This window comes from Pantoea deleyi (assembly GCF_022647325.1).
GTDB classification, from domain to species: domain Bacteria; phylum Pseudomonadota; class Gammaproteobacteria; order Enterobacterales; family Enterobacteriaceae; genus Pantoea; species Pantoea deleyi.
The window spans coordinates 2,311,589-2,333,582 of the sequence record NZ_CP071405.1 but is presented as its reverse complement, the minus strand read 5'-3'; the positions used below and the strand labels follow the sequence as shown (position 1 = coordinate 2,333,582).

Here is a 21,994-nt window from a genome sequence, read left to right as displayed (position 1 = left end):
AAAAAGCCCGTTCCGTGGAACTGCTTCGCCTGCTGCGCCACTTAACAGAGGTGCCCAACAAGAGGAGTCAACATTATGAGTTCCGGTGATCTGTTCCAGCGTCAGTTAACGTCCAACTCGAACCGCAAACATCATGAAGCCTATGAGTTTGCCCGCGATGTGTCGGGTGAGTCGTTCAGCCTCTCCGATATGTATGCGTTTCAGAATCACCTGCAGGATATGTCCAACGCCAGCTGGGCCAGTTCGCAATACACCCAGTTTAAGTTCGGCATTCGTAAAGCGATTATCGACGCTGTTAACTAAGCCCCTGTCATCAAGGAGTCAGGCGTGTTTACGTTTTCTTTTCCGGGCCGCCTGCTGGCGGCCATTATCCTGCTGGCACTGAGCCTGGGCATCGCAGACGCCCGTGTGCCGGATGAGTGGAAGAAGGGTGCCTATGCCTATTCGGCAGACAACACCCCGCTCAACATTATTCTTGACGATTTTGCCAGCAGCTTTGGGGTCGAGGTCAATCTTGGCACCCTGGGCGACAGCAATGTCACCGGTAAACTGCGCGCAGAAAGCCCGGAAGCGTTTCTGAATCGTCTGGCGCTTGAGTATCGCTTTCAGTGGTTTGTCTATAACAACACCCTCTACATCAGCCCGCAGTCTGCGCAGACGTCCCAGCGTATTGAGATTTCACCGGAAGCCGCGCCGGATCTGAAAGAGGCGCTGCGCGGCGTCGGCCTGCTGGAACCCCGCTTCGGCTGGGGCGAGCTGCCGGATGAAGGCGTGGTCCTGGTGACCGGTCCGCCGGAGTATGTGCGGCAGATAACGGAATTTGCCCGTAAGTCGGAGAGCAAACCAGACGCCGCGGCCACAAAAGATATGATGGCATTCCCGCTGCGCTACGCGGCCGTGGCGGATCGCACCATTCGCTATCGCGATCAGGAACTGCTGGTGCCGGGCGTCGCCACGATACTGAACGAGCTGCTGGGCCACGCCAGCAACGCCTCCGCCGGCAGCGCCTCATCAGGCCAGGGGGAGGATGAACAGGTATCGCGTGAGCAGTCGCAAAATGTGTTAAACGATCTGATCAACCGCAATATGCCCGCGTCTGCGCGTAAAAAAGCGCCTGTCAGCGCGCTGGCGGGGAAAGTGTCTGCGGATGTGCGTAACAACCTGCTGCTGGTGCGCGACGATCCCAAAACCCGTGCGTCGTATCAGGCCTTAATCAGCGCCATTGATGTTCCGCAAAAGCTGATCGAGATCGATGCGGTTATTGTCGATATTGATCGCAGTGCGCTGAAGCGCTTCTCCAGCAATCTGGCCGGCCAGTTCGGCAGTGTCGTCAGCGGGGCCAACATGCTCTCCGGTGCCAGCACGCTGTTTGTGACCGACTTCCAGCGATTTTTTGCCAGTATCGAGGCGATGGAGGGGGAAGGCACGGCCTCCATTATCGCCAATCCCACTATCCTGACGCTGGAGAATCAGCCCGCGGTGATTGATTTCAGCGATACCGCCTTCATTCGCGCCATTGGCGAGCGGGTGGCGGATATTCAGTCTGTCACCGCAGGAACCAGCCTGAGGGTGACGCCACGCGCGATCAGCACCTCACAAAAATCGGCCATCCAGCTCATTGTGGATGTGGAAGATGGCAAGCTCGATAAAGACGACGAGGGCGGGGCGCAGGGAACCCACAACGCCGCGGTCAGCACGCAGGCGCTGGTGGAAGCACGCCGCTCGCTGGTGCTGGGCGGGTTCCATTCTAAAGAGACCGGTGACCGCGAACGACGCATCCCGATCCTTGGCAGTATTCCGCTGATCGGCAAGCTCTTTACCTCCACCCGCTATGAAACCTCTCAGCGCGAGCGGCTGTTCATTATTACCCCGCATTTGATTGGTGATCAGGTCGATCCCTCCCGCTATATCGCTGCCGAATCGCGTGAACAGCTGAACAGTGCGATGGATGAAGTCGCTAACCGTCACAAATACACCGATGTGAAAGGGATGGTAGAGGGCGCGATGCGCGACCTGGCGCTGAACCGTGTGCCTGCGGGGATGACCAGCGGTGGTACGGGCCAGACGCTACCTGCACTGTGCCGCCTGCCGGCCGCGTTCGGCAGCGATATCCGCCGCCATCAGTGGTATGGCAACAGCAGCGTGGAGATCACCGTCGGGGTCATCACCAACAACAGCCGTCAGACGCAGCGCTTCGACGAGAGCCTGTGCCGCAGCGACCGTACGCTGGCGGTCGCGGTGTGGCCGCGCGGAGAACTGCGTCCGGGTGAATCGGCAGAACTGTTCGTCGCGTTTGACAGCAAGGCTCCGGCACGTCCGTCACGCGCGTCGCTGCTCTCTGCATCAGGCGGCGCACCGGCTAAACCCCCTTTCTGAGCTGATAAGGAAAAAGCATGTTACTGCGAATGCTCCTGCCTGCTGCCGTGGCACTGCTGCTGAGTGCCTGTGCGCGGTCACCGGCGGAATGCAACGATGTGAGCTGTCGCCCGTCGTCAGATCTGCACAACCTGACCATCTGGTGGCAACCCCAGTTACGTAATGGCCCCAACGACTACACGCGGATAGCGGTAGATCGCTAACCGCGTTTCGGCAGTCTCAGACCCCGGTTGATCGCCGGGGCCGCATTTGAGCGAGGATCACCCATGGCTATTCACCTCCCGTTTTCGGGAAGCCTGCGTGCGGCGCAATCTGCGTCGCCTGCCAGTGCCGGTAACGCAATTCCCTTACGTCAGTTTTTCCGCCGCCCGCAGCAGACCGCAGGCGGCTCCCTGCATCAGGAGGTCGCGAGTCAGGCTGCCCCGACGCTGCGCCAGCGGGCCACGGATGCCCGCCAGCGTCCGGGCAGCCTGCGACAGTGTCTCAGCCGTCTGCGGGCGCGGTGTCGCCGTCATCCCCCCGCCGCCGCTGCGGACAGCGCCCGCGCGCCGGAGACGCAGAGGCGTTCCCCGATCGCGGCAGCGCATCCCCCCGCTGACACGCACCCTGACGAACCGCCGTTGCGTCCGGGGCGTGAGCCGGAACCCTGGCCCTCCCGTCGTCGTCATCTGCTCTCGCCCATTGCTGAGGAGCGTCATGCCGCGCTGGAGGCGAGCCAGCGCAATCCCCTGCAGCAGCAGGCGTTTCTCGCGGCCGAAGAGGCGGCCGCCACGCGGCCAGGCGGCCTGCAGCCTCAGTTTGCCAGACTGGCTCTCACGGAAAACGGCACGCTAAGCGTGATTCAGAGCGCCTCAGACCCGCTCACCGCTATCCTCAGCGAAACGCTGGCCAGCCCGCATCATCGCTGGCTGAGGCATCAGGCCAGCGAGGACCATTGCCAGCATGGGCTGATGGCCCCTGACGGGCGGCTCTTCACGCTACAGGGGTCGCCCGCGCTGTTTATCGGCCTGACCAGCAGCTGTCCGATGCCCGCCTGGTCGCAGCAGGATGCAGCGCAACGGCTGGCGGCGCTGCCGGATGAGGCGATGCAGTCGCTGGTGAGCGGCATCTTTCGCCATGAGCGCCAGGTCACAGGTGCGGAGAACGCCGCGGCCGGACAGCCTGTTCCGGAGCTGATGCGCGAGCACAACGGACGGCTCTACCGGCTTGATGATGCCGCCACGCGCTGGGCGCAGGTCGATAGCGATGAGGCGAAAAGCTACAGCAGGCTGAGCAGCCAGCCCGATGGCATGCTGTATGCCATTTACGACAAGAAGACCCTGCATAACCTTTCCAGCGGCGAAACGTCGGCAAAAATCAACAAAATCACCGGTTATTGCGTCAGCGCGCAGGGTGCCGCACTCCTCCTGCTCAGCGACGACAAAACCGCTGAGCAGTCGGTGATGCTGCTCAGGACGCTCAGTGCTGACAGCAAGGCACAGCAGAAAATCACCCTCAGCACCCGGAATCGTGAGGGCGGCAGCCAGGCTTTTCACGCCACCGGGGTTGCGCTGCATAACGAACGTCTCTATGCGCTGAACAGCGAGGGAACGCTCTGGAGCGCCGCGTTACCGCAGGCGCAGGAGAGCAGTGAGATGGTGATGCAGCCGGAACCAGACCCGGCCACGCTGGCTGAGCAACTGGGTGCCGGGGCGATCATCAGCAGCCTGAACGTCCGTCAGGATGGAGAGCTGATGGCCGTGGTGAAAAGTCGTGCCGACCAGAAACATCTCTGCGTGCTTAACGGGCAAGGTCAGCTTGAGGCGCGCTGGAATCTCAGCGAGAGCCTGGTGCTGGATCATCACGACGGCTTACTGCAGCCGCGCCCGCTGGCCCACGAGCGGGTGGACACCGGCCGCACCGGCCAGCTGATGATATATGAAGGCAAACTGTACGCCTGGGACAGCAACGCCGGGCGCTGGGCGGCGAGTCAGGAGAAGGCTGACAGCCTGAAGCGGGCGCAGGACAGCAGCGGCTGGGTGATCCGCGACGGGCTGCCGTCACGCGTTAAGATCAGCCAGAAGAGTGACAGGATTGACGGAGCGCACCACCGTTTTGCCCTGCGACAGTTAAACGTCACTCTGAGCGTGGAGCTGCCGCTGCCGGGGTTTGATGAGAATAATAAAGCGCGCGCCATTGCACCGCTGGATGGGGAGCACTGTGCGGCGATCGCTGAAAACAATACCCTGCAGTATCACTGCAGCCAGGCCGGGACCCGTCAGGCGCAGAAAATGATGCAAACCCTGACAAAGGCCGGGATCGCAAACTGGCTGCCCCATACCCGGGCGACGCTGCCTGCCCGCGGTGAGGGCAACACGCTGACGGACATCTCTACCGACCAGAACCGGAACCTCTATGTTCTCGACCAGCGGGGCAGGCTGTGGCGGCTGCCGGAAGCGGACTGGCGTGCCTCCCCTGGCCGTCGTCCGGATGCGCGCTGGCAACCGGTGGCGCTCCCGCCGGAACTGGCGCCCGCAGAGCGACTGCATAACAGTTCCAGCGGGGCGCTGATGGTGGCGGATAAAGGCGGGCGCAGCGCGATTCTGCAGCTGGCCGGTGTGCCGGTGGAGAGGGTCGACGGCCAGGATGATGACACCCGCCCGCAACCGGACATCGCTGACGCAGAGCGCTGGCGAGTGCTGGACGACGCTGACCTGATGGCACCGCCTGTCAGCAGGTCCCGCCCGGCCCCGCTGAAAGCGACAGAGCGACTGGATGAAGCCTCGAAAAGTGTCAACGTTCACGGCATGACGCTGAAGTATGAAACCAGCATCGCCGGGATGACCGGACGTGATGGCAACCATGTCAACAGCCGCCTGCGCGACCGGCTTGGCGCGCACCTGCTCAATACCCGGCCGACGCCACCCAGGCCGCTGAAAAGTGCCTGGTATGCCACGCGCCATCACTGGCAGGGGCGCGAGGGGCTGCGTCCGCTCTATGCGCAACAGGCGGCACTCTATCAGCGGCTTAAAGCCTTACCGGCAGCACCGGGCGCGGCGGCGCACCAGAGCCTGCAGGCCCGGCTTGCCGCGCTCGACACCCGCGAGGTTGACCGGGCGCTGCTGGGTCATCTGCAGACGTTTATCGATACGGTGGCCGACAGCGTGCAGCACCACGGCACGCTGCTTGGTCAGCACAGCGGCGCGCTGCACGGCGACGGGCGTGAAAAAGAGGCGTTCAGTCCCTCACGGTTCAGGGCGGCCACCCAGGCGATCAACCCCTGGAGCGATGATGAGAATCTGCTGTCCCGTCTGGATGCGGTCTTCCGGCGTTTTCCGCTCCGGGAGGGGAGCAGCACGGCCATCAGCCATTTACAGGCAAACGGCGTCGTGACCCGGCACCAGAAAGCAGCGCCGCCACTGGGGCGCATGCGCGATCCCCATGATGAGATGGGGCTGGTGAAATCTCGCCTGGTGCTCGACGGGTTAATGATGTCCGCCCTGCATGACCTGGTGGATCGGATGGCCGCCTGGGTCGATGACCCGCAGGCCAGTCCGGCCCGGCTCGCAACGCTCGGTGAACGGCTGCGTGTTTTGCGTGACGAGGAGTATGGCGAGAATCTGGTGCAGAAAGCGACCAGTCAGGGCTTCCTGAATAACAGCCAGCTGGAAGCCAGCTATGACGCGATCAAATCCTTTATCAATGCGATGAGTAAGCCGCATCACGGCCTGAACATGACGACCCGCACGGTTCTGAAAGCCCCCGACCAGCAGGCGCTGGCAGCGCAACTGTTAAAAACGCTGAGCGCGCTGGAGCCGGGGGAAAACTTCGCGCTTGGCCGTAACTATGGCGGCATGGTCACGCTGTCGGTGATTCCCGGCGGTGAGGTGATCGGCATTCCGGGCGTGCGCGGCAACCTTGATCGCGCCTACAGCGCCAGTTTCTCCCGTGGCGAAGGGGGCATCAGCGTCACCTTCAGCCGAAACGGCGGCACCACCGGCACGCTGTTTGGAGCCGCAGGCTGGAGTCCGTTCAGCCAGTCTGCCACCAGTACCGGCCAGGCGTCGGGCGGCAGCCGCAGCCTCGTTCCCTCTGTGCGGCTGGGCGGCATGGTGGCTATCGCCCTGCAGCGTCAGTTGCAGAACAGCGTCAGCTTTACCCTGAACGAGGCGGAACTGGCGCCCTTTATCACGCAGCTTACGCAGGGGGAACTCGATCCCGGCGAGGTGCTGGAGAAGGGCGTCAGCCACAAGGTGAAGCAGGGCACGACGCTGACCTTCAACGTGGATGCCTCGGCGATCGCGATGGCGGGCGGCGGTTTGCGCCTCTCCTCTGGCGGCAGCGATGGGCGGAAAAACAGAACCCGGGTTCGCGTCGGCGGCATGGCGCAGGTGGGGACAAATATCCTGAATGCGCAGCGTGAGCGCGCCACTGCTCACAGCGCGACGGGCAGTACCCAGAGCCGCAGCGACAACCGTCTGCGGCTGTTTAACAGCGTCAGCGCCGGGGTCGGCCTTAACGGCGGGGTGGGCATAACCACCCGCGCGTCGTCAACGCTGCGTGTTCCCCTGTTTGGCATCAACAGCACCACGATTCAGGCCAGCATCGATAATCGCACCCGGCACAGCTTGAGCCTTGATATCGCCCGGGCGGAACCCGTTCACCCGCGTCAGCTGGAGAAGCTGATCGAGCAGGCGGCCAGCCACTTCGACGATCCGCAGACCAATACGCTGTTGCAGGCGCTGAAAGAGGCGGACAAACCACCGGAGAAGGTGAAAACCGAGCGCTCAGCGGGGCTGAACGGGCTGCTACAGCAGAGCCTGAGCGAGCGCCAGGCGCATCCCGGCACGCTGCGTCCGCTCTCTGCGGCCGATAAAAGCAGGCTGGAGACGCTGAATAAGGCGGACGATACAGTGGCGAAAGCTGGCGGGAGCGGTGAGACGTTCAGCACCGCTATGCAGACCGAACCACAGGCCACGGCCAGCAAGCTCAATAAACTGCTGACCCACCTGCTGGCGCTGGCGCCCGTGGGAAATGGCCAGTATGGCGTTATCAACAGCGCCCGGGCGCTGGATTTGCAGCGCCGGGCGCACACGCTGCACTGCCATCAGCTCAACAGTGCGGAGTACCAGAGCACCTATAACAATCTGCGCAAAGTGGACAGCAATAACCTGATGCACGTAGTGCACAGCCTGTTTGCCAGCGAGCTGCCGGAGAGCGCGGCTGAGGCGATCAGCCGCTTTATGGAAGAGAAGCCGGGGCTGAAAGCGGTCATCCGCGAGCTACAAAAAAACCGTAACACCCAGGCGGTGGTGACCCTGGAGCTGCATGATGAACGGCGCTACGCACTTCAGCAGGCGTGGCTGCGTCATGAAACCCAGCCGGAGGAGGTCGCCGCGCTGCTGCGCGATCGGGCGCATCTGCGGGTCAAATCGATTGGTTTCAGCGCGACCGATACCAAACAGGAGGGGATTAATCTGCCGCTATTTGTCGCCGGCAGTCAGAGCGCCGCCAGCGTCAGCCTCAGCCGTAATCTGGGAAAAATCAGTTTTAACTACGGTACAGACCCGCAGACACCGGTCGCCTTTACCCTTGAGGGGGAGATTACCCATGCCAGCCAGACGCTGGTCGATGCGTTAACCCATGCCGAAACCCAGGAAAAGCGCGGACGACTGTAAGCCCGCCTGACCCTGCACCCACAGGAGAAGATGATGATGCAGCAACAAAACCTGCAGCGGCTGCTGGACGATTTTGGCCGCCGCCAGGGGATTTCACTGACTATCGACAACGGCGTGTGCGCGATGCAGGATGAGCAGGGCCAGGAGGCGGTGATACTGGAACTGCCAGCGGGAAGCGACACGCTGTTGCTGCACTGCCAGCTCTTCGCCTCCGCGCTGCTGACCGATCAGCTCACCACCTGGCGGCTGTTGATGAAACTCAACTTTGAAATGCAGGCTATGCGCGGCTGCTGGCTGGCGCTGGATGAAGAGGAGCAGATGCGGATCTGTTATCAGCAGCCGCTGGCCGGCCTGACCCCGGCGACGTTCAGCGCCCTGATGCTGGCCTTTATTCAGCAGGCGCGTGAGATGCGACTATTACTGCCGGAGATCGTGGCGGCCTGAGAAACCCGTGCGGAGTCACCCTCCGCACTACTCTTCCCGAATCTCAATCACCTCATCCAGATAGTGATCTTCCAGCTCCCGCAGCAGACGATAGACCTGCGCCACGGCATTTAAGGTTTCGCGTGGCACATAGGCCCCTTCGCGCGTGGTGCGCCACAGCGTGCGGGTCAGCCAGATAAAGCGGATCACCGGTTTCTTTTTACGCTGCGCCTCTTCAATTAAGGCCCGCGCGTCTTCATCGCACGCCTTAAACAGCAGGCGCGGCAGCGGGGTTTCATCCGGGCGGTAATAGAGGCCGACGGCAAAATGGGTCGGGTTGACCAGCAACACATCCGCCTCCTCTACGTTTACATCGTGGGCGGCCACCGGCTCTTCGTTCAGGATCTCCTGCGCCACCTGGCGGCGGTGGCCTTTCATATGGGGATCGCCTTCGCTCTGTTTGAACTCGTTTTTGATATCTTCGTGACTCATACGCTGCTGTTTCAGGAAGAAATAGCGCTGAATTCCAAAATCGAACAGGCTGATGACCAGCATCACCATCAGCACCCGACGTGACACTTTGATAAACAGCGCCATCACGCCCTGCCAGAAGCCGTTGAGATCGCCGAGCGCCAGCTGCGCCAGGCCGCCGAGGTCCGGCATAATCGCCTGCCACACCACCAAACCTATCACCACCGCTTTGACGATGCTGGTCAGAATCTGGGTAAACTGGCGGGCGGAAAACATATTCTTCAGCTGATTGAACGGGTTAAGCGCATCCGGTTTTGGTGCCAGCGCTTCGGTGGAGAAGAGCGGGCCAAACTGCACCCAGCCGCCTGCCACCCGCAGCAGCATGGCAATGGCGCACGCGAGGCCGACCAGCACCAGCATCACGGCGGCCCCCTCGCTGATCACTTCCTCCAGCGCGTGATCGAAAGGCTCACGCAGTCGCATTAACGGCAGCAGCATCATCGCCTGCAGCCGCTGCATCCCGGTCTCCACCAGCGCAAACAGGGTCTCAAGGATGCCGATTGAGATCAGCAGCTTAGGGATATCCTGGCTCTGGCTGACCTGGCCTTTTTTGCGCGACTCTCTGAGTTTTTGCGGTGTGGCATCTTCGGTTTTATCGCTCATGGCGCGCTCCCGGCGGAAGGGGAAAGGATCTGCGACAGCACTGGAATAAGATCGCGCAGTTCATAGAGCCGCGCGTTCCCCAGATGATCCAGCAGGGGCAGATAGAGAATGAAAAAGAGCAGGCCAAGCAGGCATTTCAGCGGGATGGTCAGCGCGGTCGCCTGGAGCTGAGGGCTGTAGAGACTCATCACGCCGATGGCAAAGTCGAGCAGCAGCATCAGCGCCACCGGCGGCCCGGCGTACAGCACCATATCGCTGAAGAGGTTGCCCAGCAGCGAGAGCCAGACGTGAAACCCCGCCTCTGCCGGGAAGGGTATCCACCGGGTGGCGGACCACAGATGGTAGCTGTCCCAGATCACCTGGGTGATGGTCGATAATCCCAGCCCGGTGACCAGCAGCAATATCAGCACCTGCTGCATCAGCTTGCCCAGCGGCGTCACATCCGGCCCCAGCTGGGGGTTAATTTGCCCGCCCATTAACGCGCCACGCTGGTTATCGAACAGGGCACCCACAGACTCATACAGCCAGAACGGCAGCGCCAGTAACAGGCCGATCAGGGTGCCGATCATCAACTCTTTAAGGAGCAGCCCGACCAGCAGCAGCATCGTCGGCTCAAGCACATCGATCTGCTCTTTGATGCCGGGGGCGATAAACAGCGCCAGCGCCACGGCAATCGCGGTTCGCAGCAGCCCCTTGATCACGCTGAAAGAGAAGATCGGCGTCAGCAGCAGGCAGGGAAAGATGCGCGCCATGCCCAGGCCCAGCGCGAGAATGGCATGAAAGGTATCGGTGAGGGGATAACCGATCAGCATCAGTATCTGACCGTTGACATCATGGCGAACGCCGCCTGCGCCAGTTCCATCAGTTCAACCCCGACCCAGCGCCCGGTAAGCGCCAGCGTCAGGCCGACCGCGACAAGCTTGATGCAGAACGGCAGGGTCTGATCCTGCAGCTGCATCGCGGCCTGAACCAGCGAAATAATCACGCCGGCGATCACCGCCACCAGCAGCGGCGGCGCGGAGAGGATGACCACCAGCAGTAACCCCTGGCGGAACAGCGTCAGAATATCCATGGCGACCTCATAAATAGCTGTAGAACAGGCCGTCGAGCAGCCGCGTCCAGCCGCTGATAAGCACAAACAGCAGGATCTTCAGCGGCAGCGAAACGGTCATCGGCGACACCATCTGCATCCCGAGTGCCAGCAGGATATTCGAGACGATCAGATCAACGACGATAAAGGGGATAAAGATCAGGAAGCCGATTTTGAAACCGTTCTGCAGCTCCGACAGCACGAAGGCCGGGATGATGAGCAGCATATTGTCCGGCGTGACCGAACTTGCCATTCTTTCTGGCCACATCCGCTGGGCATTTTCCTGCAGATGGATAACGATGTCCGGATCGGTATTTTTATGCATAAAGGCTTTCAGCGGTTCGATACCGTTAGCGGTGGTATATTCGAGCCGCTCCATCGTGCTGAAATCGACCGGGATCGCCTTCAGCCGGTCGGTGATATCGCTGAAGACCGGTGCCATAATAAACAGCGTGGCCGCCAGGGCTATGCCGTTGAGCGCCATCGTCGGCGGCACCTGCTGTACGCCCATCGCGTTGCGCGTTAACTGCAGCACCATCGTAATCTTCAGAAAGCTGGTACAGATAATGAGCATCATCGGCAGCAGCGCCAGCGCGCCGAGAAACAGCGCCAGCATGATCGGATTGAGCGGCCCCATCTCCATCGGCATCACCTGTTCACATCTCCGACGCTCGCCACGCCCGGCAGCATATGAGTGATCTGCAGCCCCAGACGTCCCTCGACATCGACCAGCTCGCCTTTCGCCAGCGGAAATTCACCGTGGCACAGCAGCGCTTCACCGGGCACGACATTCTCGACCGTTACCGTCGAGCCGACATCCAGACGATTCAGCTCCCCCAGTGTCAGCCTGAGGTGACCGCAGCGCACGGTTAAGGCCAGCGGCAGCGCATCGAAAGGCGATGATCCCGGCGCCACTGTTTCAGTCAGGCCCTCATCCGGTCGGGGGGTATCGGCAGGCATATTCTCTTCGGGGGTCACATTCATGTAACTATTCTCCAGACGGGTAATAAGAAAACGGGCAGGATGCCCCTCCCCGAACAGCAATTCGCCCTCAAGGTGCCACTGCGCAAGGCGAAGCTCGCCGCGACCGGTCGGGAAAAAATACGAGGTAGCAGGGAAAATCAGGTCCCCGGGGCGGAGCGTGCGTAACTGCGAGGGGGCAAACGACACCGCACCCAGATCGATGGGCAGCGAAAGCGGCAGGGCGCTGTGCAGCGGTGCAGAGAGCGGCGTCCAGCCAGGCTGGTTTAACAGCGCCGCCAGGGTGGCGGGCGCAAGTCGTAACTGACTCTGCGCCTGCGCCTCGCCAAGCGTGACGCACATCGCCAGGCACATCCCGTCAGCCGGCTCGCAGGCCGCGTCCTGCGGGGTCAGGTCGCCAAACAGTGCGCGCAGCGCCGGGCTGAGATGCTGGTTGAAGAGCGGCCAGTACCACTCTGCGCACGCGCCGGGTTCGGGCAGCAGCGGGCAGGCGGAAAAGAGGCTCAGCAGCGCTTCGCTTCCGGTCACGGCTAGCCGTCCCGCCCGGCAGGCAAAGTTCTGCACCGGTGGCCGCTCGCCAGCCTCGAACAGCCGCAGCTGAAGCTCACCATCTTCGCCCGCCAGGGTAAAAGGGTAACCCAGACCGTGGCCGATACGCTGGCGCAGCCTGGCCTCCTCACGCGGCAGTGTCCGCAGCAGCAGGGGTTTCATGCCGGGCCTCCCCGCTGTTCAAAGCGCAGGCGCACCGGGCAGGCCAGGCGGCGGCGCAGTGACGCCCGGCAGCGCGCCTCATGGGCGGCCATCATGTTCATCGCGGGCGGCGTAAAGCGCAGGCTGATATCCCAGCCTGCGGCAAACGGCGACAGGCGGGCATCCACTTCGCCCAGCAGCGGCAGCAGAAGCGTCATCGAAACCGGCCCGGCCGGCTGCGCATCCACCATGCCGCACAGCGGCGGCTCCAGCTGCTGCCAGGCTCTGACCGGCGAGGCAGAAGATGCAGGATCAGCGGGTAACTGCGACCCAAAAGAGGAGGATCCTTCCCACGGCAGGATAAGGGGCGGTGGCGGTTCGCCGGGGGTGAGCAGCAGGGCGTCAAACAGCGAACGCTCTTCGCGCACGGGGTCGGTGCGGGAGGGCGGCCCGGATCGCGTGGCGTCTGACGAGCCGCTCTGCGGCGAACGGCGCGGCGCCTCCGGGCGGGCGGGCGGCGCTGAATGATGTTGCGGGTTATGCGGTAACGCTGTCATCGTAATGCCTCGCTGTGCGCCATCAGATATTCCAGTTTTTCTACGTCGCGCAGACGCACCTGTGTTTGCTGCTGTGCGTGCTGCACCTGCTGCTGCTGCGTGACCTGCGCTGTGCGGCACGCCTGCAGCTGATTACGCTGCCCGCTCACCGCGTCGCTGGCCTGGCGCTCCCGGGTCAATCCTCCGACGAGATGCTCCTGTTTTTGCCGCCCCGACTGATGGCGGCGGGCAAAGTCATCGCGCAGCTGCTGATAGTGCTGTTGTGCGGCGTCAAGCTGCTGTTCCGCGTCGGCCGACTGACGCTGCGTCTCCAGCAGCGCCTGCTCCGCTTGCCGCTGCACCCGTTCGCAGCGGCGTAAGCGCTGGCGGCGGATGGGCAGCAGCAGTGAGAGAGCCTGTTGCAGCTCTGCGCTGCCCTCATCCGTCAGGCGATCGTGATCAGGCTGCGGATGATGGCGCATGCTGGCTGACCTCCGCTAAGTGGTGCAGTGTGTCGTCATAGCCGTGCGGCGCGTGCATCGCCTGTTGCAGATAGCCGTTGATCGCCGCCTGAGCCGACACCGCCGCATCGGTCATCGCGTCGTGGCCCGGCTGGTACTCCCCCAGGCGGATCAACATCTCCGTCTGCTGCCAGGCGGACATCATCCGGCGCAGCTGCGTGGCGTCGCGGATATGCTCGTGCGTCGCCACGTTGCTCATGGTCCGGCTCAGGCTGGCCAGCACGTCGATCGCCGGATAGTGTCCGCGCTCCGCCAGGCGGCGGGTCAGCACAATGTGGCCATCAATCAGGGATCGCACTTCATCGGCCACGGGATCGTTCATGGAGTCAGCTTCGATCAGTACGGAGTAGAGCGCGGTGATCGCCCCGCGGGAGGTCTGCCCGGCGCGCTCCAGCAGGGTCGGCAGCAGGGTATAGACCGAGGGCGGCAGGCCGCCGCGGCCCGGCGGCTCGCCCAGCGCCAGGCCGATTTCCCGCTGGGCGCGGGCGAAGCGGGTCAGGGAGTCGAGGATCAGCAGCACGTTCCGGCCCTGGTCGCGCCAGGCTTCGGCGATGGCGGTAGCGGTAAACGCGGCTCTGGCGCGTTCCATACTGCTGCGATCGGAGGTGGCGCAGATGAGCACCGTCCGGCTGCGCAGCGCCGCATCCAGTTCGTGGTCGAGAAACTCACGCAGTTCGCGCCCGCGCTCGCCAATCAGGCCAAAGACAATGACATCGCAGGGCGTATTGCGGGCGATCTCCGCCAGCAGGGTGGTTTTGCCGCAGCCCGCGCCGGCGAAGATCCCCACCCGCTGTCCCACACCCAGGGTCAGCGGGCCGTCAATGGCGCGGATCCCGGTCGGCAGCGGCGTATCGATGCGCGGACGATCGGTGGGTGCCGGGGCGTCGCCCAGCACGCTCACCGCATTCTCCACCGCACCGGGCAGGGCGAACGCGCCGATCTGGCCTGCCTCCAGCGGGCGGCCGAAGCCATCCAGTACGCTGCCGAGCAGGGCATCCGACACCACAATGCGGTGCGGCAGGCGCAGCGGGATCACGCGCGCGCCCCGGGCGATGCCATCGAGCTGGCCAAGCGCGGAGAGCAGCGTGTGCTGTGGGTTAAAGCCGACCACTTCCGCCAGCACGCTCTGCCCGTCCTCCCGGGTGATCTCGCAGAGATCGCCTATCCGCGCCTGCGGCAGGCTGCTCTCCAGCAATATCCCGCTGATGCCGGTAATCCGGCCAAAGCTTTCGACCGGTGAAAAGCGGGTCAGCCGCTGCTGCTGTTGCTGATACCACTGCTCAAGCGCCAATGTCATTACCAGTTCACCTTAATGTTGTCGCGACCGTTGAACTCGATCTGGTCAGAGGTAATCGCCACCAGCCGCAGGTTGTCCACCTCGTCGCCCACGAACAGGCGCTGCCCTTCGTCAGTAACGATATTGGCGCGGCTGCCGGTGGTGATTTGCACAATCCGGAACGGCAGTCTGACCTTCAGCAGCCTGACCTGATTGTTCAGCGGGATGTCGCTGCTGTAGGTGGCGTTAAAGCGCTCAAGCATACGGTTAAAGATTTGCATCTGAGCCTTGCTCAGGCGGCCCGTCAGCCGCAGCCGCTGGTTATGCATATCCAGTTTTACAAGGCTCGCCAGATCCCGTTCGCGCAACATTTTCTGTAGCGGCGCCTGCAGTTCCGCGGGCGTGCGGGGATGCCGGGAGTCGGCGACCTGCGTCTGGGCAACGGTGGGCTGCAGAACCCAGCTCATCACCGTCAGGGAGAGCAGCAGCATCAGGCTCCAGGTCAGCGTGCGGATGCTGCGGCTGACCACCCCTTTTCGGGCGGCGACAGGCACGGCGGTCTCTGGCGGCGGCCCGGCCGGTGCTTCCGGTGCAGACGCGGGGGCAGGCGGCAGACAGGCGGCCCACGGCGTATCGACCTGCGCAACGCAGAGCCAGACGTCAGCCACCTGAAAGGGGGCGTCCGGCGTGATGCTGTACGCTTCCCCGCCGTCCGGCTGTGCCAGCCAGCCGGCCTCTTCCCGGCGCAGCTCACACTGGCGGGCCGCAACGCACGGGTCGCTCAGCATCAGATCGGCCTCTTCGGCGTGGCCAATCAGCCATCTGTCGCCAAAGAGGGGTAACGCGGCGCCTAAATGCAGGCCAGACAGCACGCGCAATTCGAACATGATTAACTCTCCCACGAGGTCAGTGAATAAGCGGCCGGATCCAGTTCGATACGCCCCAGCACATTTACGGCGAGATTAGGTTGCAGCTCTGCAAACGAGAGCACCGGCACATAATGAAACGCTTCCTGAATCAGCCCGCGCAGCGGACTGCGCAGATCCTGCGCGACCAGCAGCACGGCGCTTTCCGGGGTTTCTGGCGAGAAAGCGGTGGCGATGACCACAAGAATGGCGCTGATCTGCTCATGGGTAAGCGCAAAGAACAGATCGTTCTGCGTCTGACGCAGCGAGTCCCGCAGCTGCTCTTCCAGTTCCGGCGTCAGCAGCCAGACATGCAGGCCATCCGGGCGGGCATATTGATAGCAGAGGTGACTTTTCAGCGAGATGCGCACCTGATCGGTCAGCAGCGAGATGTCGCGTTCATACTGCCCGTGCTCGATCAGCGCTTCGGCGATGGCCCGGACCGAACGCAGCGGGATGCGCTCCGACACCAGTTTTTGCAGGACGCTGGAGAAGCGGGTGAGGGGCATCACGCGCTGCAGCTCCTGTGACAGCTCCGGCTGTTCCGACTCCAGCCAGCTCACCAGGGCGCGTGTCTCCTGCAGGCCGATGAAATGCGGACTGCTGGCGTGGATCGCGTTCTCCATGCGCCTGACCAGAATGTCGCGCGCCGTCCAGCGCTCCACCTCGTCGTTCTGCAGCAGCGGATGATCCGCTGACAGCCAGATGAGATCGCCCTCCTGACGCCGCTCGTCGCCCTCAATCACGCCCTCCCTGTCGGCGGGGGCGATGTCATCCAGCCAGCGCCGTTTTACCGCCCGATGCGACACATTAAACGTGCCCGTGACCTTGGGAATTTCATACACCGAGAAGCGAAACTCATCCTCCGTCTGCGGGTCGAGAAACTCGATGTCGAACGCGGGCAGCGTGAAGCCGAAGTGGTAAACGATGCGGTTACGCAGGCGGCGAATATCCTGCACCAGCTCCAGCATCTCCGGATGGCCGCGCCAGGAGGCGCAGAAGTTGATCAGATAAGGTCGTGTCGGGTTGAACTGGCGCAGATCCTCTCTGCCGTTCAGCTCCGGAGGAATGACCTCATTTTCCATTTGCGGCTGCGCAAGGCTCAGGCTCTTTCTGGCGCGCCAGATCTGAAAACCGCCGCTGATCATCGTCAGCGCGGCCAGCAGCAGAAAAATGGCCGTGGGCATCCCCGGCAGCAGGGCAAAGCCCACCATTCCCATTGAGGAGAGCAGCCAGGCTTTAGGCTGGCTGGTTAACTGCTCGGCTATTTCGCGGCCGATATTATTGTCGACCCTCTGTTCGTTGTCGGACGAAACGCGGGTGATCAGCATCCCGGCGGTCAGCGAGATCAGCAGCGCCGGGATCTGGGCAATCAGCCCGTCGCCGATAGTCAGAATCGAGTAGATATGCATCGCGTCACCGGCGGGCATGCCCAGCTGCAGCACGCCGATACTGATGCCGCCAATCAGGTTAATCACGACAATCACCAGCCCGGCGATGGCGTCACCTTTCACAAACTTCATCGCGCCATCCATTGCCCCGAATAACTGGCTCTCTTTGGCCAGTTCATTACGCCGGTTTCTGGCCTGCGCCCCGTCAATCAGGCCGGCACGCAGATCGCTGTCGATGGACATCTGCTTACCGGGCATCGCATCCAGGGTAAAGCGTGCGGCCACTTCGGCCACCCTTTCGGAACCTTTGGTGATGACCAGGAAGTTCACCACGGTCAGGATCAGGAACATCACCATCCCCACCGCAAGGTTGCCGCCCACCACAAAGTTTCCGAAGGCTGCCACCACATGGCCGGCATCCTGCTGAATCAGAATCTGGCGGGTGGTGGAGATCGAGAGCGCCAGGCGGAACATGGTGGTGAGCAGCAGCACGGCGGGAAAGGTCGAGAACGCCAGCGGCCGGGGCAGATACATGGCCAGCACGACCAGCAGAGAGGAGAGACAGATATTCACCGCGATCAGCGCATCAATTAAGGGCAGCGGTAACGGAATAATAAGCATGAACACCAGCGCCATGGCAAAGGCGGCACCGACCACTTCGGATCGTTGCATGGCGCTGATAGCGATTCGGTTCATTATCTGAAACAGGGTATTCATCGTTGTTGCCTCACGACGCTGCGTTGCGGTTACGGCGCTGCTGGCGCTGCTCCGCTTTCGTGACGTCCGTTATCATGCCGCGCAGCAGCTTCAGAGCGCTGTCGCGGTTCTCCTGGGCGGGCCAGAGCGAGGCCGGGACGCCGTGCAGCAGCGGGAAAAGCGCACTCAGAAACAGCGGCAGATGCTGCCTGTTCTGGCCGAGGATCTCGTCCGCCAGCCCGCTAAAATCACTCTGATAGGCGCCGTTGTGGCTGATGTTCAGCATCCGGCGCGCCAGCGTCAGGCCGTTCATGGCAACGCCGGGCACTCTGCTGCGCATGCGCTGCAGAAAGGCAGTGCTGTCGCTCAGCGTCTGGTTGATCCCGGCGGCGTCGCGCAGTCCACGGTGGATACGGCCGAGCGTAATGACGCTGATCGAGGGGGCTAGGGCGGCGAGATCGTCTGCCAGTGCACGCTGCAGGGTACGCAGCGTCGGGATCAGATTGCGTGAGCCGATCAGCTCCAGCAGCATATCCAGCATCCGGGTGGCGGACTGCTGGTGGACGATGCCGTCGTAATAGAGGTTACGTAACGACTGTTTACGCTCCGGATCGCGGGTATAACCGGCGATGGCAGAGGCGGTGTTGTTGCCTGCACGAATCGTCTGGCCGTGTGTCTGCTGCAGCTTATCCAGCTGCGTGCCGGCCCGGCTGGCCAGCACCCGGTCACCGCGCTCCTGTGCCTCTTCGCCGACCATCCGCAGCAGCAGGGCGGTGCGCGTCGGATCGCCGCCGGTCTTTTCCAGCAGGGTGTCGCTTTCCGGGGGGGGATCCTGACGCAGGGCGTCACGCAGCCATGCCATCTGCTCCAGCGCCGGATGTTCATCGCCACCGTCGAGCAGCGTAAACAGCGCATTCAGCTCGCCGACTTTGCTGATCCCGGATTTGCCACGCGGCTGACCGCGTAACGCATTCCGGCGCTGCTGCGCTTTCTGCTTCCGCTCCATTTTTTCGCTGAATGCGGCACCTATCTCTTCCATCGCGTCATTCAGTGACGTTTCCCTGGCGCGGATATTATCCGGCACGGCGTTTTTCGCGGCGGCCGGTGGCGTATTTTTATGCAGAGCTTTCAGCGAGTGCGCCAGCGCCGGTATCGCATGTTGTATTTTCAGCATCGCCAGCCCTCCTCAATGATTATTCTCTCTTTCTGTGTCAATACAGGCAGACCGGTTCCGAAAAAGCCGTAAAAAAAAGGGCGAATAATTTCCTCAGAAAATCAGTGCAATTTTTTGCATTTCCCGACGGGTATCAGGCGTAAAAAATTTCTCAGATAAATCTGTATTAAGAATTAAATCTATTCATAAACAGCGGCTTATTTTTTAAACTTCGGATGGCATATCTCTTGCTGTGTAACGCAATCCATTGCTGTTACTAAGAGATAAGAAAATGCTTAATTCAACGCTTGTATCTGCGGTTACAGAGTCCCCGTTAGCCATTACCGTAAACTGGGATGAGATCTTCGCAACGCATAATAAGAAGCTGTTAAATTTTATTCGGAAGCGGATTACCAGCCATGAAGATGCGGATGACATCCTGCAAATGACCTGTCTGGAAGTACTGTGTAATCGCCATAAGTTTCGCGGCGCATCCCGCCCGGAAACCTGGGTATTTGGCATCGCCGTTAATTTAATTCGTAACTATTACAGGTCGAAACAGGTCCACTATCTGTTTGATAACCTTGATGATGAGACTACCGCCGATCTGCTGCAGGATAACGATCCCAGCGATCTGGCGGAAAACCGACAATTGCTGAGTCATACGCTGGCCTCCCTCGAAACCTTATCCGTCGACGTCAGGGTTATGCTCTCGATGCTTGTGGAGGAAGAGGGCAGCTATCAGGATATTGCGCAGCAGTTAAACATCCCGGTCGGCACCGTGCGTTCACGACTCTCACGGGCACGGGAAACATTGAAAGGCAGGATTTACGCCTGAACAGGGCCTGCCGAAAAGGACAAATTAACTGCTAAAATTATCAGCTCGTTGATATTTAGCGGGTAATGACTATCATGCCGCTGGAACGTTATTTCTGCGGCCTGATAAATCCCCGGAGGGAATAATGCTTTTACAGGGTGTATCTGGCCAGACTGAGCGTCACGAAACCACGATTTCCGGTTTATCAAATATTGCCTTAAACAAAATTCATGATGCGATCTATTTGATAGACAGCCAGCTGCAGATCAAATATGTCAACGAAAAGGCCTGCCAGCTGACGGGCTACTCCCGCGAGGCATTTTCACAGCTGAGCTTCGACATCATTGATAAAGAACTGCACGACAGTGATGTCTTTGCCCTCTGGTGGAAGCTGAGTACCCGCCCGGAAGGGATACAGTTCACCTCCCATCATACCGGTCGCGATAACGTTTTTCCCGTCGAGGTGAGCTGCAGCGGTTATCAGCAGGCGGGTGAGCTGCACATCCTCTGCATTGTGCGCGATATGCATGAAATCCGCCGGGAAAAAGAGCAGCAGCAGCAGCGGGAAAAGCAGCTGCATCAGGTCGTGGAAAACTCTCCCGACCTTATTCTGCGGTTTGATTTGCAGACCCGCTGCCTCTACGCCAACCTGGCGGTCCGCAGCGGGTTTAATCTCAGTGAAAACGATCTCCGTCGCAGGCCGCTGACCGAAAGCGTGCAGCGCGGCGGGATTGGTCTGAGCCTGTTTAAGCTGGTCTCACGCACCCTGGTGGATGAGAAGGTGGCCGAAGATGAACTGGAGATCGATTATCAGGGGGAGAAGCGCATTCTGCATGTGCGCTGCGTGCCGGAATATGCCGCAGACGGTGAGCTGGAGAGCGTGCTGGCGGTCGGGCGCGATATCAGCGCAATCCGCAAGGCCGAAGAGGAGCTGCGGCAGCTAACGCACAACCTGGAGCGGGCGCGGGAAGCGGAGAAAAAACAGCTGGCGCGGGATATTCATGATGAGCTGGGCCAGCATCTGACCGCGCTGCGCACCGGGCTGTCGCTGCTGGCGATGCGAAAAGATCAGACGGCGGATGCGCAGCAGGCGAAAATCGGGCAGCTGATGGGGCATCTGGACAGTACCATCCAGGTGGTGCGGGATGTCTCGACCCGCCTGCGGCCCAACGTGCTCAATCTGGGATTAATTCCGGCGCTGGAGTGGCTGCGCGACCAGTTTGTAAAGAACAACGGCATCCGCTGCGTCCTGCTTGCACCGGACGAACACACCGTAGTGCTGGATGAGGCGACGCTGACGGCGGCGTTTCGCGTGGTACAGGAGTCGCTCACGAATGTCGTCCGTCATGCCAGCGCGACCAACGTCTATATCTTCGTCAAACTCAAGCCGGAGGCGCTGCTTATCGACGTGGTCGACAACGGGAAAGGGTTCAATCTCAGTCGGGTGAAGAAAGGAACCTGCGGGCTGCATGGCATGAAAGAGCGGGGACGGATGCTGAACGGAGAAGCGACCATCGACAGCACACCCGGTAAAGGGACGCGGGTCAAACTGACGTTTCCTCTCTCTGTAAGCGCGAAGTCTGTCCTATCCAGTATGAAAACCGGGAGTAATAAGTGATGAGTCAACGCATTCGTCTGATGATTGCCGACGATCATGCCATCATGCGCGAAGGCCTGAAGCAAATTTTTGCGCTTGATGAGAATATCGACGTGGTCTGTGAGGCATCCGATAGCGGCCAGGTGCTGGAGCGCCTGCGTCAGCACAATATCGATCTGCTGCTGCTGGATATCTCTATGCCGGGCATGAGCGGAGAAGATCTCATTACCCGCCTGCTGCCTCTCTATCCCCAGCTGCGTATTCTGGTACTCAGCATGTACAACGAGCCGCAGATTACCCGGCGCGTTTTAAATAATGGCGCGCTGGGCTATATCACCAAAGACAAGTCGCCAGAGGTGTTACTCAACGCGATCCGTACCGTGGCGCAGGGATCGCGCTATATCGATCACGATCTGGCACAGGAGATTATCTTCTCTGACTACCAGAGCGCGAATCGCGCCCCGCATGAGAGCCTGACGATGCGCGAACGGCAAATCATGATCATGCTGGCCCACGGGGAGTCGATTAATGCGATAGCCGACGCGCTCTCTATCAGCAATAAAACCGTCAGCACCTATAAATCACGCATGATGAAGCGGATGAAATTTACCAATAACGCCCACATCGTGAAATATTCCCTGCAGCATAACCTGGTGCAGTAACCTGCTGTTGCCACCGCCTGATGCGTCGCGGGCAGTGTGCGGTGGTCAGAGAGGGCGGATCTGGCGGAAGGGGGCATAAAAAATCCACG

Annotated in this window: 19 protein-coding genes; 8 read left to right on the top strand and 11 right to left on the bottom strand. The window is 61.2% G+C overall.

Annotation, left to right across the window (positions count from 1 at the left end; all coding sequences use genetic code 11):
* Positions 1–75: 75 nt before the first annotated feature.
* From J1C59_RS10985 to J1C59_RS10965, 5 genes are all read left to right on the top strand, one after another.
* Positions 76–303 carry an HrpF protein gene (locus tag J1C59_RS10985; protein WP_128086459.1) on the top strand — a complete coding sequence of 76 codons (228 nt, stop codon included), beginning with the start codon at positions 76–78 and terminating at the stop codon, positions 301–303.
* A 24-nt stretch (positions 304–327) separates the two neighbouring features.
* The gene (gene sctC, locus J1C59_RS10980; RefSeq protein WP_140917082.1) at positions 328–2,376 is read left to right on the top strand and encodes a type III secretion system outer membrane ring subunit SctC; all 2,049 of its coding nucleotides are present in this window, start codon (positions 328–330) and stop codon (positions 2,374–2,376) included.
* A gap of 17 nt (positions 2,377–2,393) precedes the next feature.
* Entirely contained in the window at positions 2,394–2,579 is a 186-nt protein-coding gene (gene hrpT / locus J1C59_RS10975) for an HrpT family type III secretion system protein (protein WP_128086460.1), read from the top strand.
* A 63-nt stretch (positions 2,580–2,642) separates the two neighbouring features.
* Positions 2,643–8,033 carry an AvrE-family type 3 secretion system effector gene (locus tag J1C59_RS10970; protein WP_140917081.1) on the top strand — a complete coding sequence of 1,797 codons (5,391 nt, stop codon included), beginning with the start codon at positions 2,643–2,645 and terminating at the stop codon, positions 8,031–8,033.
* A 33-nt stretch (positions 8,034–8,066) separates the two neighbouring features.
* On the top strand, positions 8,067–8,477 hold the full coding sequence (locus tag J1C59_RS10965) for a type III secretion system chaperone (RefSeq protein ID WP_242281318.1): 411 nt from the start codon (positions 8,067–8,069) through the stop codon (positions 8,475–8,477).
* 27 nt (positions 8,478–8,504) lie between these two features.
* On the opposite strand, the gene sctU is transcribed toward J1C59_RS10965, so the two are convergent.
* From sctU to sctW, 11 genes are read right to left on the bottom strand one after another with little or no spacing between them, the layout of a single operon-like run.
* Entirely contained in the window at positions 8,505–9,590 is a 1,086-nt protein-coding gene (gene sctU, locus J1C59_RS10960; protein WP_128086506.1) for a type III secretion system export apparatus subunit SctU, read from the bottom strand.
* Complete coding sequence (gene sctT, locus J1C59_RS10955) at positions 9,587–10,402, bottom strand: type III secretion system export apparatus subunit SctT (RefSeq protein ID WP_128086507.1); 816 nt, start codon at positions 10,400–10,402, stop codon at positions 9,587–9,589. The genes sctU and sctT overlap by 4 nt, the downstream gene beginning before the upstream one ends.
* Positions 10,402–10,662 (bottom strand): type III secretion system export apparatus subunit SctS, encoded by a 261-nt coding sequence (gene sctS / locus J1C59_RS10950; RefSeq protein WP_128086508.1) that lies wholly within the window; start codon positions 10,660–10,662, stop codon positions 10,402–10,404. The genes sctT and sctS overlap by 1 nt, the downstream gene beginning before the upstream one ends.
* A 7-nt stretch (positions 10,663–10,669) precedes the next feature.
* Positions 10,670–11,323 carry a type III secretion system export apparatus subunit SctR gene (gene sctR, locus J1C59_RS10945; protein WP_128086509.1) on the bottom strand — a complete coding sequence of 218 codons (654 nt, stop codon included), beginning with the start codon at positions 11,321–11,323 and terminating at the stop codon, positions 10,670–10,672.
* A gap of 5 nt (positions 11,324–11,328) precedes the next feature.
* Positions 11,329–12,372 carry a FliM/FliN family flagellar motor switch protein gene (locus J1C59_RS10940; RefSeq protein ID WP_128086510.1) on the bottom strand — a complete coding sequence of 348 codons (1,044 nt, stop codon included), beginning with the start codon at positions 12,370–12,372 and terminating at the stop codon, positions 11,329–11,331.
* On the bottom strand, positions 12,369–12,908 hold the full coding sequence (locus J1C59_RS10935) for a type III secretion system HrpP C-terminal domain-containing protein (protein WP_140917080.1): 540 nt from the start codon (positions 12,906–12,908) through the stop codon (positions 12,369–12,371). The genes J1C59_RS10940 and J1C59_RS10935 overlap by 4 nt, the downstream gene beginning before the upstream one ends.
* Entirely contained in the window at positions 12,905–13,369 is a 465-nt protein-coding gene (locus J1C59_RS10930; protein WP_128086991.1) for a type III secretion protein, read from the bottom strand. Before J1C59_RS10930 ends, J1C59_RS10935 begins: the two co-directional genes overlap by 4 nt.
* Positions 13,347–14,705 carry a type III secretion system ATPase SctN gene (gene sctN / locus J1C59_RS10925; RefSeq protein ID WP_140917079.1) on the bottom strand — a complete coding sequence of 453 codons (1,359 nt, stop codon included), beginning with the start codon at positions 14,703–14,705 and terminating at the stop codon, positions 13,347–13,349. Before sctN ends, J1C59_RS10930 begins: the two co-directional genes overlap by 23 nt.
* Entirely contained in the window at positions 14,705–15,571 is an 867-nt protein-coding gene (locus J1C59_RS10920; RefSeq protein WP_140917078.1) for an FHA domain-containing protein, read from the bottom strand. The genes sctN and J1C59_RS10920 overlap by 1 nt, the downstream gene beginning before the upstream one ends.
* 2 nt (positions 15,572–15,573) lie before the next feature.
* On the bottom strand, positions 15,574–17,697 hold the full coding sequence (gene sctV, locus J1C59_RS10915; RefSeq protein ID WP_128084748.1) for a type III secretion system export apparatus subunit SctV: 2,124 nt from the start codon (positions 17,695–17,697) through the stop codon (positions 15,574–15,576).
* A 10-nt stretch (positions 17,698–17,707) separates the two neighbouring features.
* Complete coding sequence (gene sctW / locus J1C59_RS10910; protein ID WP_128084747.1) at positions 17,708–18,850, bottom strand: type III secretion system gatekeeper subunit SctW; 1,143 nt, start codon at positions 18,848–18,850, stop codon at positions 17,708–17,710.
* A gap of 271 nt (positions 18,851–19,121) precedes the next feature.
* Here sctW and J1C59_RS10905 point away from each other — a divergent pair, with 271 nt between their 5' ends.
* The 3 genes from J1C59_RS10905 (at position 19,122) to J1C59_RS10895 (ending at position 21,905) form a co-directional block, all read left to right on the top strand.
* A complete protein-coding gene (locus tag J1C59_RS10905; RefSeq protein ID WP_128084746.1) occupies positions 19,122–19,667 on the top strand; it encodes an RNA polymerase sigma factor in 546 nt (181 codons plus the stop codon).
* A 124-nt stretch (positions 19,668–19,791) separates the two neighbouring features.
* The gene (locus J1C59_RS10900; protein ID WP_128084745.1) at positions 19,792–21,264 is read left to right on the top strand and encodes a PAS domain-containing sensor histidine kinase; all 1,473 of its coding nucleotides are present in this window, start codon (positions 19,792–19,794) and stop codon (positions 21,262–21,264) included.
* The gene (locus tag J1C59_RS10895) at positions 21,264–21,905 is read left to right on the top strand and encodes a response regulator (RefSeq protein WP_128084744.1); all 642 of its coding nucleotides are present in this window, start codon (positions 21,264–21,266) and stop codon (positions 21,903–21,905) included. The genes J1C59_RS10900 and J1C59_RS10895 overlap by 1 nt, the downstream gene beginning before the upstream one ends.
* Positions 21,906–21,994: the final 89 nt, after the last annotated feature.

What these genes read in the sequence shown, in the direction of transcription:
- sctU (WP_128086506.1), bottom strand. Translation starts at nt 9,590, where the DNA reads ATGAGCGATAAAACCGAAGATGCCACACCGCAAAAACTCAGAGAGTCG.
- J1C59_RS10900 (WP_128084745.1), top strand. Translation starts at nt 19,792, where the DNA reads ATGCTTTTACAGGGTGTATCTGGCCAGACTGAGCGTCACGAAACCACG.
- sctV (WP_128084748.1), bottom strand. Translation starts at nt 17,697, where the DNA reads ATGAATACCCTGTTTCAGATAATGAACCGAATCGCTATCAGCGCCATG.
- J1C59_RS10895 (WP_128084744.1), top strand. Translation starts at nt 21,264, where the DNA reads ATGAGTCAACGCATTCGTCTGATGATTGCCGACGATCATGCCATCATG.
- hrpT (WP_128086460.1), top strand. Translation starts at nt 2,394, where the DNA reads ATGTTACTGCGAATGCTCCTGCCTGCTGCCGTGGCACTGCTGCTGAGT.
- J1C59_RS10940 (WP_128086510.1), bottom strand. Translation starts at nt 12,372, where the DNA reads ATGAAACCCCTGCTGCTGCGGACACTGCCGCGTGAGGAGGCCAGGCTG.
- J1C59_RS10935 (WP_140917080.1), bottom strand. Translation starts at nt 12,908, where the DNA reads ATGACAGCGTTACCGCATAACCCGCAACATCATTCAGCGCCGCCCGCC.
- J1C59_RS10905 (WP_128084746.1), top strand. Translation starts at nt 19,122, where the DNA reads ATGCTTAATTCAACGCTTGTATCTGCGGTTACAGAGTCCCCGTTAGCC.
- sctT (WP_128086507.1), bottom strand. Translation starts at nt 10,402, where the DNA reads ATGCTGATCGGTTATCCCCTCACCGATACCTTTCATGCCATTCTCGCG.
- sctR (WP_128086509.1), bottom strand. Translation starts at nt 11,323, where the DNA reads ATGGAGATGGGGCCGCTCAATCCGATCATGCTGGCGCTGTTTCTCGGC.
- J1C59_RS10920 (WP_140917078.1), bottom strand. Translation starts at nt 15,571, where the DNA reads ATGTTCGAATTGCGCGTGCTGTCTGGCCTGCATTTAGGCGCCGCGTTA.
- J1C59_RS10985 (WP_128086459.1), top strand. Translation starts at nt 76, where the DNA reads ATGAGTTCCGGTGATCTGTTCCAGCGTCAGTTAACGTCCAACTCGAAC.
- J1C59_RS10965 (WP_242281318.1), top strand. Translation starts at nt 8,067, where the DNA reads ATGATGCAGCAACAAAACCTGCAGCGGCTGCTGGACGATTTTGGCCGC.
- J1C59_RS10970 (WP_140917081.1), top strand. Translation starts at nt 2,643, where the DNA reads ATGGCTATTCACCTCCCGTTTTCGGGAAGCCTGCGTGCGGCGCAATCT.
- sctN (WP_140917079.1), bottom strand. Translation starts at nt 14,705, where the DNA reads ATGACATTGGCGCTTGAGCAGTGGTATCAGCAACAGCAGCAGCGGCTG.
- J1C59_RS10930 (WP_128086991.1), bottom strand. Translation starts at nt 13,369, where the DNA reads ATGCGCCATCATCCGCAGCCTGATCACGATCGCCTGACGGATGAGGGC.
- sctS (WP_128086508.1), bottom strand. Translation starts at nt 10,662, where the DNA reads ATGGATATTCTGACGCTGTTCCGCCAGGGGTTACTGCTGGTGGTCATC.
- sctW (WP_128084747.1), bottom strand. Translation starts at nt 18,850, where the DNA reads ATGCTGAAAATACAACATGCGATACCGGCGCTGGCGCACTCGCTGAAA.